Origin of the sequence: Brachybacterium sp. P6-10-X1 (assembly GCF_001969445.1) — a bacterium.
GTDB lineage: Bacteria > Actinomycetota > Actinomycetes > Actinomycetales > Dermabacteraceae > Brachybacterium.
The window spans coordinates 1454466-1467622 of sequence record NZ_CP017297.1; the positions used below are offsets into that span (position 1 = coordinate 1454466).

11 protein-coding genes are annotated in these 13157 nt (G+C 72.2%); 6 read left to right on the plus strand and 5 right to left on the minus strand.

What is annotated here, in order from left to right; genetic code table 11:
- Positions 1 to 58 precede the first annotated feature (58 nt).
- Both BH708_RS06690 and BH708_RS06695 read right to left on the minus strand, forming a co-directional pair.
- Complete coding sequence (locus tag BH708_RS06690; RefSeq protein ID WP_253705498.1) at positions 59 to 928, minus strand: glycosyltransferase; 870 nt, start codon at positions 926 to 928, stop codon at positions 59 to 61.
- The gene (locus tag BH708_RS06695; RefSeq protein ID WP_076807591.1) at positions 925 to 1932 is read right to left on the minus strand and encodes a glycosyltransferase; all 1008 of its coding nucleotides are present in this window, start codon (positions 1930 to 1932) and stop codon (positions 925 to 927) included. The genes BH708_RS06690 and BH708_RS06695 overlap by 4 nt, the downstream gene beginning before the upstream one ends.
- Before the next feature lie 571 nt (positions 1933 to 2503).
- Here BH708_RS06695 and BH708_RS06700 point away from each other — a divergent pair.
- Positions 2504 to 3424, plus strand: coding sequence for an LCP family protein (locus BH708_RS06700; protein WP_076807593.1), 921 nt, complete (start codon positions 2504 to 2506; stop codon positions 3422 to 3424).
- 60 nt (positions 3425 to 3484) lie between these two features.
- Here BH708_RS06700 and BH708_RS06705 read toward each other — a convergent pair whose 3' ends face one another.
- Positions 3485 to 4204: a glycosyltransferase family 2 protein gene (locus tag BH708_RS06705; RefSeq protein WP_076807595.1), complete on the minus strand. Its 720-nt coding sequence runs from the start codon at positions 4202 to 4204 to the stop codon at positions 3485 to 3487.
- Between the two features lie 170 nt (positions 4205 to 4374).
- Between BH708_RS06705 and BH708_RS06710 the strand changes: the two genes are divergently transcribed.
- The 4 genes from BH708_RS06710 to BH708_RS06725 are packed head-to-tail and all read left to right on the plus strand — an operon-like array spanning position 4375 to position 9169.
- Entirely contained in the window at positions 4375 to 5700 is a 1326-nt protein-coding gene (locus BH708_RS06710; protein WP_076807597.1) for a nucleotide sugar dehydrogenase, read from the plus strand.
- 4 nt (positions 5701 to 5704) lie between these two features.
- Positions 5705 to 6127 carry a DUF2304 domain-containing protein gene (locus BH708_RS06715; protein ID WP_076807599.1) on the plus strand — a complete coding sequence of 141 codons (423 nt, stop codon included), beginning with the start codon at positions 5705 to 5707 and terminating at the stop codon, positions 6125 to 6127.
- Positions 6124 to 8055, plus strand: a complete 1932-nt coding sequence (locus BH708_RS06720) for a DUF6541 family protein (RefSeq protein ID WP_076807601.1) — start codon at positions 6124 to 6126, stop codon at positions 8053 to 8055. Before BH708_RS06715 ends, BH708_RS06720 begins: the two co-directional genes overlap by 4 nt.
- A 25-nt stretch (positions 8056 to 8080) precedes the next feature.
- Entirely contained in the window at positions 8081 to 9169 is a 1089-nt protein-coding gene (locus tag BH708_RS06725; RefSeq protein WP_076807603.1) for an acyltransferase, read from the plus strand.
- A 176-nt stretch (positions 9170 to 9345) separates the two neighbouring features.
- Here BH708_RS06725 and BH708_RS06730 read toward each other — a convergent pair whose 3' ends face one another.
- The gene (locus tag BH708_RS06730; protein WP_076807605.1) at positions 9346 to 10548 is read right to left on the minus strand and encodes a glycosyltransferase; all 1203 of its coding nucleotides are present in this window, start codon (positions 10546 to 10548) and stop codon (positions 9346 to 9348) included.
- A complete protein-coding gene (gene wecB, locus BH708_RS06735) occupies positions 10548 to 11612 on the minus strand; it encodes a non-hydrolyzing UDP-N-acetylglucosamine 2-epimerase (RefSeq protein ID WP_076807607.1) in 1065 nt (354 codons plus the stop codon). Before wecB ends, BH708_RS06730 begins: the two co-directional genes overlap by 1 nt.
- A 171-nt stretch (positions 11613 to 11783) precedes the next feature.
- On the opposite strand from wecB, the gene BH708_RS06740 reads away from it, so the two are divergent.
- Entirely contained in the window at positions 11784 to 13154 is a 1371-nt protein-coding gene (locus tag BH708_RS06740; RefSeq protein WP_157235794.1) for a glycosyltransferase, read from the plus strand.
- The last annotated feature ends 3 nt before the right edge of the window (positions 13155 to 13157 follow it).

The following is a 13157-nucleotide window of genomic DNA, read 5'->3' on the forward strand; positions in this document are numbered from 1 at the left end:
CGGAGCCAGGGAAACTCCTGGTTACAAGGCGGTGGTGGACCCGCAGGTGTGGCGGTGTTCACGCCGACGTCTCGATGAACGTGCGGTATCCCAGCCGTCGCACCCAGCCCGGGGCCATCCGGTACGCGCCGCGCAGGGCGAGATTGCGCAGGAACAGGCCCGGACCCGTCACACGGTCCACCACCAGATGCCGCTGCAGCCGCACGTCGCTGGCGAACAGGTGCCAGCCGCCGCGACGTGCGAACAGCTCCTCGTCCACGCGGTAGTCGACCACCACCTCCGCGAGGTTCCCCATCCGCGCGCCGCCGAGCATCATGCGCTCCCACAGCCAGTAGTCCTCCAGCAGCGGCAGGTCGCGGTACCCCCCGACGGCCAGGGCCACGGAGCGACGCATCACGATCGTGGGGTGGTGGAAGGGACTGTGGTGGGGCAGGTACGCCACGATCTCCTCGTGCGAGAGCGGGCGCGTGCGCAGCGGCCCGTCCCCGGGCGCGAGACGGTCGCTGAACTCCCGCATCGACCCGCCCATCAGGTCCAGGACGGGCGGACCGCTCATCGCCGGGATCTGCAGGGCGAAGCGACCCGGCCGGCAGAGATCATCGGCGTCGGCGCGGGCGACCAGCTCGTGGGGCGATGCCTCCAACCCGTCCTGCAGCGCGGAGGCGACGCCTCGGTGGCTGTCGTGGCGGAGCACCCGGGCCGGTCCGAACTCGCCGTCCTCGACGCGGGCGACCAGAGCATCCAGGTCGGCGGTCAGCGGTCCGTCGACGGTGAGGATGAACAGGTCGGGCCGAAGCTGCTGCTCGCGGGTGGCCGAGGCGATGGCCGCCTCGACCCGTTCCGGCACATCGCGCTTCCACAGCGGCATCAGGACGACGAACGGCGCGGTCGGACCCTGCGGTGCGGGGGTGACCGACGGGGCGCTCACCGTCCGGCCGCCCGATCGATCGCGCGCACGTCGGCCGCGGCCTCCCCGTCGGCCGCGAGCACGACGGCCGAGGGTCGCGGACCCCGGCGCAGTGCGGCCATCAGGCCCCGCGCCCCGACGCCCGCGAGGGCGCCGCGGTGGCGCAGCAGCTGCCCGCCCCAGCCGAGCGCGGTGCGCCCGCCGTACACCAGCCGCTCCCACGGGGCGAAGGACCTCGTGCGCAGCAGGGCCCACAGACGGTTGCGCACGTCGTAGTAGAACCGGGATCCGGGACTGGTCTGGGCGTTGCTGAAGACCTTCGTGCGATGCTCGACGACGGAGGCGGGGACCTGCAGCCCACGGCCGTGGCGCAACAGGCGCCCGGTGTGCTCGAAGTCGTCGGACCAGATGAAGTAGTCCGCGTACGGCAGTCCCAACCGCCTCACGTCCTGACCGTTCAGTAGGGCCGAGACGTAGCTCGCGGTGCGGATGGGCCGGCCTCCGGCGCGGGAGGCGTCCCGCTTCGTCGCGGCGCTCACGCCGAGACGGACTCGCTGGGTGTTCATGGGGTGGTCCCGCCCGTCGATCCACACCGCCCGGGAGCTGAGCACGCTCAGCCGCACCGGGGAGGCCTCGAGAGCGGCCAGCAGAGCGGCGAGCGCGCCGGGGCGCGCGATGGTGTCGTCGTCCATCAGCCATACCCAGTCGGCATCGTGGCGCACCAGGGCCCGGGCCATCCCGGCCGCGAAGCCACCTGCTCCCCCGACGTTTCGGCGCAGGTGGACCACGTCGGCCCCGAGGGGGTGCGCATCGGCGACCGCACCGCTGCCGTCGCTGGAGGCGTTGTCGATCACCACGACGGCATCCGGGCGGCGCTGCTGGTGCTCGAGGGCATCGAGGCACTCGCGCAGCAGGTCCTCACGGTTGTAGGTCACCACCACGGCGACGACTCGAGCCGAGTCGGCGTCGGGGTGAGCGGTCCCGGGCTGCGGCGTCGGGCCGCCGGCGGGTGCGAAATGGGTCACGGCGTCTCCTGCGGATTGTCGTGGCCGCCGGGGCGGCGCGTATCCCAGTGTACGGACGGCGTCGAGGTGGGCGCCGGGACGGTGCCGGACGAGGTGTGAAGGTTCGCGGGAGGTTCCTCGCAGGAAACCGGGACAGGGCCCGGCGGTGCCCGGGAAGGGACCACGGGGGACTACTGTGTCGTTCGCCCAAACACCTCCGGACCCTGAGGCCGGGAAGGAGACAGCCGTGAGCGATCAGCACCCGCCGCGCTCCCCGCGACCGGGAGGGCCCCGCCGTCCTGCCGGGCATCGAGCGCGCGCCGGAGGCAGCGCGCGCCCGGTCGTGGGAGCGCCCCGAGGACGATCCTCCTCGGGCCCCACTCCCACCCGTGCGCTGCCGCGTCAGGAGCAGTTCCCGCCCGGCGCGCACCGGAGCGGCTCAGGGCGCACCGCCCTCGGTCCCCGCGATGACCACCGGGAGGTCGGAGGCGTCGGTGACGGTTGGGACCCCGGCGGCCCGCCCGGACCGCCCTCCGGTTCTCCGACCGGGCCCGGGCGGCACCCCCGTCGTCGCTCCCGCATCCCGCGGCCGGTGCGGCTCGGGGCCACGCTGCTGGTCCTGGTGCTGGTGATCGTGGTGGGCTGGGGGGCGGGTCTGGTGCTGTGGGCCGACAGCCGCATCGAGCACGTGGACGCCCTGACCGAGGCCGAGAACACGCCGGGCACCACCTACCTCATCGCCGGGTCCGATCGACGCGGCGGCGAGGCGGTCACCGACGACGGCACCGAGGGGGCGCGCACCGACACGATCATGCTCCTGCACAAGGCCCCGGGCGGGAACAGCTATCTGGTCTCCCTACCCCGCGACACGCTCGTCGACATCCCCGGCCAGGGCGGGTACAAGCTCAACGCCGCCTATTCCTTCGGCGGCGCCCCGCTGCTGGTCGAGACCGTCGAGGACTTCACCGGGCTGACGATCGACCACTACGTGGAGATCGGCTTCGACGGCGTCTCCGGCATGGTCGACGCGGTCGACCACGTCAACCTCTGCATCGACCAGGACGTCGAGGACGAGAAGTCCGGACTGTCCATGACCGAGGGCTGCCACGACGTCGGCGGCGAGCAGGCCCTGGCCTTCGTGCGCGCCCGCTACTTCGATCCCACCGCGGATCTCGGGCGTCAGCAGCGCCAGCAGCAGTTCATCGGGGCGCTCATGGAACGTGTGACCTCCCCGTCCGTGCTGTTGAACCCGATCAGCCAGGTCAAGCTGGCCGGCGCCGGGTCCGACTCGCTGGTCACCAGCGACGGCACCGGGATCGTCGACGTCTCCTTCATGGCCCTGGCCGCCCGCAGCGCGATGAGCAACGGCACGATGACCATGCCGATCGAGGATCCTCAGTTCCAGACCGAGAACTCCGGGGTCGCGATCCTCACCGACGACGAGGACATCGCCGCGTTCTTCGACTCCATCGAGGACGGCTCGGCCGATCCGACGACCGGCGATGCGGGCTGAGCGGACGGTCCGACCCGACCTGGGGACGTTCCCGCGGGGACGTCCCCGACGGTGGAACCGTCAGCGGAACAGCATGTCGATGACGATGTTCACCGAGTTCAGCATCGACTGGCCCTTGGAGCGGGAGTAGTCGGTGTAGAGGATGTGCACCGGGTGCTCCCGCACGGTCAGACGGTGGCGGCCGATCTCCTCGACGATCTCGGAGGCGTGCGCCATCCGGTTCTGTTCGATCGCGATCTTCCGGCAGGCCTCGCGGCCCAGCACCCGCAGCCCGTTGTGCGCATCGGAGAGCTTCACGCCGCTGGTGATGTTGGAGTACCAGACCGCGCCGCGCAGCACCGCCCTCTTGAGCAGACCGGGCTTGGTGCGCGCATCGAGGAAGCGCGAGCCCAGCACAATGTCCACACCCTCGGCGTCCCGTAGCGAGATCATCGAGGCCGCGTCATCGACCTGGTGCTGGCCATCCGAGTCGAAGGTCACCACCTGGCGCATCTCCGGGTCACGCAGCGCGTAGTCGATGCCGGTCTTCAGGGCGGCCCCCTGACCCATGTTGTAGGGGTGGCGCACCACCGCGGCCCCCGCCTCCTGGGCGATCGCCGCCGAATCGTCCTGGCTGCCGTCGTCGACGCAGACCACCAGCGGGTAGCGCGTGCGCAGGTCGCGGACGACGTCCCCCACGACCGGCCCCTCGTTGAACAGAGGGACCACGAACCAGGTGGTGTCCGCCCCGGGGGACGCGGCCGCGGCGTCGGGGTCGCTCACGGGCTCGGGGGTGCTCATGGGCTCTCCTTCTGGGGTGTCCGCCGCGTGCTGCTGGGGCGACCTCACAGCGGCGCGGGGCGACGCTCGTGAGCCGCCGTTGAGGATACCCTGTCACGGTGGGCCGCCCCTGGTGGTCATCATCGCGCACACGACGCCGGTCCCGGCGTCCGACGAGGAGGAAGTTCGCTGTGAAGACTGCTGTCGTCGCCCTGGGGAAGATCGGTCTGCCGCTGGCCGTGCAGTTCGCGGATGCCGGTCATGAGGTGGTCGGGCTCGATGTGAACCCGCGCCAGGTCGAGCTGATCAATCAGGCCACCGAACCGTTCCCCGGCGAGGCCCATCTCCAGGACAAGCTCGCCGAGCTGGTCCCGGCCGCGAAGCTGCGGGCGACCACCGACTACGCCGAGGCGATCCCTCAGGCGGACGCGATCGTGATCGTGGTCCCCCTGTTCGTCGACGACGCCACCTGGGAGCCGGACTTCGCCTGGATGGACGCCGCCACGACGTCGCTGGCCGAGCACATCACCCCCGGCACCCTGGTCTCCTACGAGACCACCCTGCCGGTGGGCACCCTCCGGACCCGTTTCGTGCCGATGATCGAGAAGATCTCCGGACTGCGGGAATCGAGTGACTTCTTCGCCGTGTTCTCCCCCGAGCGGGTGCTGACCGGACGCGTGTTCGAGGACCTGCGCAAGTACCCCAAGCTGATCGGCGCCCTGAGCGAGGAGGGCACCGCCCGGGCCCGGGAGTTCTACGAATCGGCGCTGACCTTCGACGAACGTCCGGATCTGAAGCGTCCGAACGGGGTGTGGGACCTGGGGTCGCCGGAGGCCTCGGAGCTGGCCAAGCTGGCCGAGACCACCTACCGGGATGTGAACATCGGCCTCGCGAACGAGTTCGCGCTGTTCGCCCAGGACCACGGCATCGACGTGTACAAGGTGATCGAGGCCAGCAACTCCCAGCCCTACTCCCACATCCACCAGCCCGGCATCGCCGTGGGCGGGCACTGCATCCCGGTCTATCCGCGGCTGTACCTCTCGACCGACCCGCGGGCGGAGACGGTCCGCACCGCCCGCACCCTGAACGCCTCGGTGCCCGCGAAGCTGGTCGAGCGGGCCGCGAACCTGCTCGGCGACCTGTCCGGCCTGAAGGCCGTGGTGCTGGGGGCGTCCTACCGCACCGGGGTGAAGGAGACCGCGTTCTCCGGCGTGTTCCCAGTGGTCGAGGCCCTGCGTGAGCACGGGGCCGAGGTCGCAGTCCACGACACCTACTACGACGACGAGGAGCTGGCCGGCTACGGCTGGGCCCCGTATCACGTCGGCGAGGCCGCGGACCTGGTGATCGTCCAGACCAACCACGCGGAGTACAAGGATCTGTCCGCGCCCGACGTGCCCGGCATCAAGCTGCTGATCGACGGCCGCAACATCACCACCGCCGAGAACTGGAAAGGCACCCCCCGCCTCGTCCTCGGCGACGGATCCGCCTCCACCCACCAGCAGGCCGAGAGCGCCTGAGCCGATGGGTGAGCACGAGCTGATCGTTTCCCTGGGCCCCACCCTGGTCTCGAACCGCACCTTCATCATCCAGCTGCTGCTGGTGGCGGGGATCATCGTGATCGTCGGGTGGCTGTTCGCCAAGCGCGGTGCGAAGCAGCTGGCGGTGCGCCGCCTGCTGATCATCGCCTTCGCCGCGTTCGCCGTGGCCACAGTGCTGTTCCCGAGCGTCCTGACCAAGGGGGCGAACCTGGTGGGCGTCGGGCGCGGTGCCGATCTGCTGCTCTACGCGACCGTCCTGGTGCTGCTGGGCTTCCTCGCGCTGCAGGAGGCCCGCACCAAGGCCGCGGAGAAGCGCACCACCTACCTCGCCCGACGGCTCGCGCTCGACGAGGCGCCGCCTCCCGCCGAGTACCGCGCCGCGGCGCTGGGCCGTCAGGACGGATGACCGCCCTGGCCGCCCTCCTCGGGGCGATCCTGCTCGTCCTGGCCGCGGCGTACCTGCCCGGGTACGCCGCGGTCCGGATGCTCGGCGGCTCGCACCTGCTCTCCCTCGCTCTGGGCCCGGCGCTGGCCGCCGCGATCGCGGGGGTCAGCGCGATCCTCGCCGCCCTGGTCTCGATCCCCTGGTCCCTGCTGCCGTTCCTGCTCGGTGCCGCGCTGCTGGTCGCCGGCGCCTACGGTCTGCGACGCCTGGGGGTGACGCTGCCGGCGACCGTGCTCGACGGCGCCCTGTCCCCGCCGCGCGCCGTGCCCGGCGGCGCCGCCTGGATCGGCGGAGCGGTCGCGATCGCCCTCGCCCCCATCGCGATCCAGGCAGGCCGCCCCGACGCCGTGCTCGAGCGGTGGGACACGCTGTACCACCTCTCCGCGCTGCAGCGGATCCGGGAGACCGGCATCGCCTCGAGCCTCCAGGTCGGCGCGGTCTCTAACACCGAGGGCGATCCGACCTTCTACCCGGCTGCATTCCACGCCCTCGCGGCACTGGTCCCCGGCGTCCCCACCCCCACCCTGCTGAACGCGACCGTGCTGGCCCTGGCCGTGACGCCCTGGATCCTCGGCATCGCGCTGCTGGCCCGCACCCTGTTCGCCGAGGTGGCGTGGGCGCCGTTCGCCGCCGCCCTCACCGCGGCGCTGATCCCGGCCACGCCGCTGGACCTGTGGATCCACCTCTCCCCCGTTCCGAACCTCGCCGGCTTCGCCGCGCTGCCAGGAGCGCTGGCCGCCGCCGCCGCCCTGTGGGCCGCGCTGCTGCCGGGCACCGCCGTGCGCCCCGCGATCGCCGCCGCGCTCGCCATCGGCGTCGCGGGCCTGGGACTGGGGCTGATGCATCCGAACGTCGCGGTCACGGCCCTGATCCTGCTGGCGGTGCTGACCGCCGTCACGGCGGCGTCCCGGTGGCGGCGTCGTCCCGCCCTGATCGCGGTGCCCGTGCTGGCGCTGCTGCCGGTCGCGCTGCTGTCCTACACGCCGCTGGGCTCGGACGTGACCGGGTTCAACGGCGGCCTGGAGGTCTCGTGGTGGCTCGCCCTCGGCGAGGTCCTGCTGGGACTGCTCACGGTCTGGCCGATGGCCCTGGGCGTGGCGATCGCCGTGCTGTGGTGGCCGGGTCTGGTCACCTCCTTCGGCTCCTCCCGGCGGCGCTGGCTCGCGGTGGCCTGGGGGGTGATCGCCGTGATCTATCTCGACGCGGCGCTGGATTCGCCCGTGAACCTCTCCGCGCTCTACTACCGCGGCCAGGACAGGATCTCGATGCCGCTGGCGATGCTCTCGGCGGTGCTGGTGGTGCCGGGCCTGCAATTCTGGGCTCGGCTGCTGCGTCGCCGCGCGCAGGACCGTGTGCGCCGCCCGGTCCCCTCCATGGTGACGGCGGTGCTGGTGATCGCCGCCGTCCTCGTCTCCCTCGCCTCGATCCCGGCCCGCACCGACAACGCCGCCAAGAACCTCGCCGCGGACTATCCGGGGCGCGGGCGCTTCCTGCAGGCCGACGAGCGCGCGCTGTTCGAGCAGTACGGGCCGCAGATGGACCCCGACGGCACCGTGCTGGCCAGCCCGTTCTCCGGGGCGGCGCATCTGTACGCCCTGCAGGGGCAGGACGTGCGGCTGCCGGTGGCCGGGATGGCCTACACGGATCTGGACCGTGACCTGATCTACGCCACGGAGGACGCTGCGACGAATCCCGCCGACTGCCGTCTGCTGGAGGAGAACGGGATCGCCTACGTCTACCAGGAGCTGCGGCCCTACAACCTGCACAAGACCTCCGACTCGGTGAATCTCGCCGGACCGGGCCTGGGCACTGTGCTGTTCCAGACGGACCACTCCCGCATGATCGAGATCGACTGCGACCCCGGGGACGGGAGTTATGACCCGGTCTGACCCCGCGCCGCGGTCGACCCCCCGGATGCACCCGAGCTCCGCGCCGGGGACGAACTCCCGCGACCGGCGCGCGGCATCGGCGCCGCGGCGCTACTCCCCGTTGCTGGACGTGATCCGGATCCTCGCGGTGATCGCGGTGATCGCGGTGCACGTCATCGCCGACCATCTGGATTCCGGCTCGACCGTCGCGATGCACGTGCTGCGCTCGCTGCTGTCCACGGCCGTGCCCGCCTTCATCATGATCTCGGGCGCGCTGAACCTGGCCCCGGCGGCGATGCGCCACGGGTCGGGCCGCTTCCTGGGCCGACGGCTGCGCCGCCTGGTGCCGGCCACCCTGGTGTGGACCGCCTTCTACGCGGGCGTGATGGGGGTCCTGCTGGCGGGCGAGCCGCTGGACTGGCGTCAGGAGGTCGCGGACCTGTTGACCGCCTCGTCCTACCCGCATCTGTACTTCCTGCCACTGATCCTCGGGCTGACCGCGATCACCCCCGTGATCGGTGCCTATGTACGCGACTCGGGTCGGAGGGCCTGGACCTGCGGGGCGGTCGCCGCCGGCTGGGCCCTGATCGTCATGGCGGTCCCTCCGCTGACCGCGGGACTGCTCCAGCAGCCGCTGGTGCCGCTGCAGATGGGGATCCTGACCTACTTCCTGCCATTCATCGGCTACTACGTGCTGGGCCGTGCGGCGTGGGCCGCCCCGGTGCGCCGACGAGCAGCGGTGCTCCTGCTCCTGGTGGGGGTGCCGGTGCTGACGGCGGCGACCGTCTGGGCGTACTTGTCACGGACCACGGACACCCCGCCCGGGCAGGTGCTGCTGCCCACCTACGTGGCGCCGACGGTGATGCTGCTGTCCCTGGCACTGGTGGTCGCGCTGATGGGGCTGGGTCGTGACTGGACGGTGACCGCGCGCGCCGAGCGGACCCTTCGCACCGTCGGCGATGCCACGTTCGGTGTCTTCCTGGTGCACTTCGCGATCCTCGTGGGCCTGCGGGAGCTCGGGTACCCCGAGGAGTCCGTGCTCACCGTGACCGGACTGCTCGTCCTGGTCACCCTCGGTGCCTTCGCCGTCTCCCTGCTCGGCAAGAAGGTTCCCGGACTGCGCGCGATCCTCTGAAGGTGCATCCTGTGCAGGGCACGGCGGCATCCCGGGCCGTGTCGCGGGGCGTCCCGGCATCCTGGCTTCCCGGGGCAGCAGCACGAAGGGGACGCCAGCGGACCGACGCGACGCATGGCGTCAGCGCCTGCCGCTGGCGTCCCGGAACGGTTGCTGTCCGCACACCTGCCCTGCTCTCACCGCTGCCCGCGGCGGCGCAGGCTCGACACCACCTGTGCCGCCCCCGTGGCCGCGCATCCCGCCAGCGAGGCGTTCTGCAGCGTCCACGAGCGCAGATGCTCCCTCGAGGGTCGACCCTCGCCGCGCAGGGAACGGTCCAGCGCCGCGGCCACCGCCGCGACGTCGTGCTCGCACGCCCATCCCAGCTCATGGTCGCGGATGCGGTCATGGGCGGCCCCCTCCCCGGCGTGGACCACGGGAGTGCCGGTCGCGGTCGCGGCGTAGATCTTCGTAGGCAGGGCGAACTCGTAGCCCTGACCCGGTGTGATGGAGGACAGCCCTGCGACGGCGCCGCGCAGATGCGCGGCGACCTGGGACGGCGGGATCTTGTCGCGGAACTCGATGCCCTCGATGCCCTCGGCGCGCACCCGCGCCTCCAGCTCGTCGCGGCCGGAGCCCTCGGAGAAGAACAGCAGGCGGGCCCGGGGGTGGGTGGCCCGTACCCGGGCGAAGGCGTCGACGAAGACCTCAGCCCCCTGCCATTCGGAGACGGTGCCGGCGTAGACGAAGTACGGCGCCGCCTCGCCGCCGTCCTCCCCCGCCGTGGTGAAGGTCTCGGTGTCGATGCCGTTGCCGACCATGGTCAGGCTGGGACGCGGGCCGATCAGCTCCTCGAGACGGTGCTGGACCCCCGGCGAGATGGTCAGCACGCAGGCGGCGCGCTTCCACACGGTCTTCTCCGCCCAACGGACCGCCGAGCGCACGAGCGTCGGGACGCCGTCGACGCTGTCGGTCGCATCGGACCAGACGTCGGCCGCATAGAAGGTGTACGGCACCCGCCGGATCGCCGCGGCGACCATGCCGACCATGCCCGTGGTGGGCGGCGGTTCGAGCACCAGGGCGTCCATCGGGCGCTGGGTCAGCAGCCGCAGCGCGAGCGGCAGGTCGAAGCTGAGGTAGGACAGATACCCGCGCACCTGCCCCTGGTGGTCGCGCTTGACCGGCCAGCGCGAGACCTTCCGGGACCTCGAGCGGACCCGACCCGCGCCGGGGGCACGGGTGGTCAGGACCGTCACCTCGGCGCCGGCGCGTTCGAGGGCGAGCACCAGGGCCTCCTGCCGGAACGCGGCGGCGACCGGTTCCGGGGTGAACAGCCGGGTGGCGACGACGACGTGGGGCGGCCGGCCGGGACGGCGGCGGGCGGAGCGCGAGCGGGCCATCAGGCGCGCTCCGCCAGGGCGTCGACGCTGCGGGCCGCCGCGTGGCCGTCGCCGTAGTGCGGTGGGCGCGGGGCCGTCGGGCGGGGCCGGTCCGCGGCGGCGGCGAGCTCGCGCGGATCGGTGACCAGGCGGTTCCAGTCGCCGTCCAGGGTCTCGACCCATTCGGTCTCGCTGCGGACGGTGGAGCACGGCGTGCCCAGCAGGTACGCCTCCTTCTGCAGTCCCCCGGAATCGGTGACGACGGCGCTCGCGCGCTGGACCGCACCGATCAGCTCGGGATAGGCGACGGGCTCTCCCACGTGGACCGCTCCGCCGGCCAGCGTGATGCCGGCCTCGGCCGCCTTGGCGACCAGCCGGGGATGGGCGAACAGCGCCAGCGGCAGCGGCAGGTCCTGCAGCGCGGTGATGATCGCCGCCAGGCGCTCCGGGTCGTCGGTGTTGTCGGCGCGGTGGATGGTCGCGACGGCGAAGGGCTCGGCCGGGTCGATGCCGGGCGGCAGCACGAGCGCCGAGTCCCGCACGGATTCCGCTACGCGCAGGCACACGTCGGTCATGACGTCGCCGGTGACCAGGGTCCGCTCCGCGAGCCCCTCGGCGGCCAGGTGGGTGCGGGCTACTTCGGTGGGGGCCAGCAGAAGGTCGGCGGCGTGGTCGGTGAGCACACGGTTGTGCTCCTCGGGCATGCGGCGGTTGAAGGATCGCAGCCCGGCCTCGAGGTGGGCGACCTTCCGATGCATCTTCACCGCGGACAGGGTTCCGGCGAGGGTGGAGTTGGTGTCGCCGTAGACCAGGGTCCAGTCGGGCCGGTGCTGCTCGAGGACCTCGTCCATCCCGCTCAGCATCGCGCCGGTCTGGCGGCCGTGGGAACCGGAACCGACGGCGAGGTTCACGTCCGGGGCCGGGATGCGCAGATCGGCGAAGAACACGTCGCTCATCGCGGCGTCGTAGTGCTGGCCGGTGTGGACGATCACGTGCTCGACGTCATCCCGCTGGGCGGCGGCATCGGAGATGGCCGCGAGCTTGACGAACTGCGGGCGGGCGCCCACGACGGACAGGATCTTCATGGACGGATCTCTTCCTCTCGGCACCGGTCGGGCCGCGGCGGGACCGACCGGGTCGACGGTATGGTGAGCGCTGACCACAATAGTCATCCGCCGGCACCGGACGGCACATCACGACACCGTCGAGGACGGGCGCGCGGGACCGCCCGCGGCACGCTCGGGAATGGACATCGCATGACGTCAGGACGGCGTGTGGCGACCCCGCAGATCGCTGTGCTCGTGTACAACGACGCCGCCAACGACTCGCGGGTGCTCAAGGAATCCGCCTCCCTGCGCGATGCGGGCTACGACGTGCGGATCCTCGCCGTCGAGCGTCGCGAGCTCGGGCGCGTCGCGGACGTGACCGCCCTCGGCGAGCGGCTCCACCTCGAGAGGGTCCCGGAGTTCGCCATCGAGCGGATCCTGCCGGCCCTCGCCCCGCACTGGCGCCGGCTGATCAGCAGAGCCGACACCGCCGAGCGGTCCCCGACGAGCTCTCCCGCGCAGGTCCTGCACCGTCCGTCCACCCCGCTGGCGGGGATGAGGGCGGGCCTGCTCCGCGGTCTGCGCAGCATCGGCGAACGCGCCTACCGCACGGCCGCGCTCGGCACCTACTGGAAGAACGCGACCGCGGCAGGTGTGCGCGCCGCGCCCGACGTGGTCCACGCCAACGACGGCAACACCCTCGTCCCGGCGCTGCTCATCCAGGCGCTCTCCCGCGGCGACGTCGCCGTCGTGTACGACTCCCACGAGCTGTGGCGCCACCGCAACGTGCGGGGCGACCGCTGGCTGGCCCCGCTGCTGGAGGTCGTGACCGAAGCGATCGGCATCCGCCGCGCCGACGGTGTGATCACCGTCTCCCCGTCGATCGCGACCTGGCTGCGGGACACCTACCGCCTGGCCGAGGAACCGACCCTGGTGCGCAACGTCCCCGTCGCCGACGCCCCGCCCTCGCGCGACACCGGGGTGCTGCGGGAGCGCGCCGGGCTGACCGAGCAGCACCGCGTGATCGCCTACGGGGGCCGGATCACGACTGCCCGCGGCATCGAGGAGACGATCGCCGCGCTCCCCCACCTCGACGAGGACGTCCACTTCGTGCTGCTCGGCTACGGGGAGCAGGCCGCGCTGGACCATGTGCGGGCCGAGGCCGCCCGGCACGGCGTGACCGACCGGGTCCACCTGGTCGGGGCCGTCGCCCCCGACGACGTCTCCCGCTCGCTGGCCGACGGGGACGTCGCCGTGGTCCATGTGCGGCCGATCTGCCTCTCCTACCGCTACGCGCTGCCGAACAAGCTCTTCGAATCGATCCGGGCCGGTCTGCCGATCGCCGCCGCGGACCTGCCCGACATGCGCCAGGTCGTCGAGGAGCTGGGGGTCGGCGAGGTGTTCAGCGGCTCCAGCCCCCAGGATCTCGCCGAGGCGCTGGCGGCCGTCCTCGAGGCGCCCGAGGAGTACCGGGAGCGGGCCCGGGCCGTGGCCCCACAGCTCACCTGGGAGCACGAGACGGAGGCGATGCTCGCGCTCTACCGGCGCGTCCTGGCCGCCCGGCCGGGGGTCCGCCGATGAGGA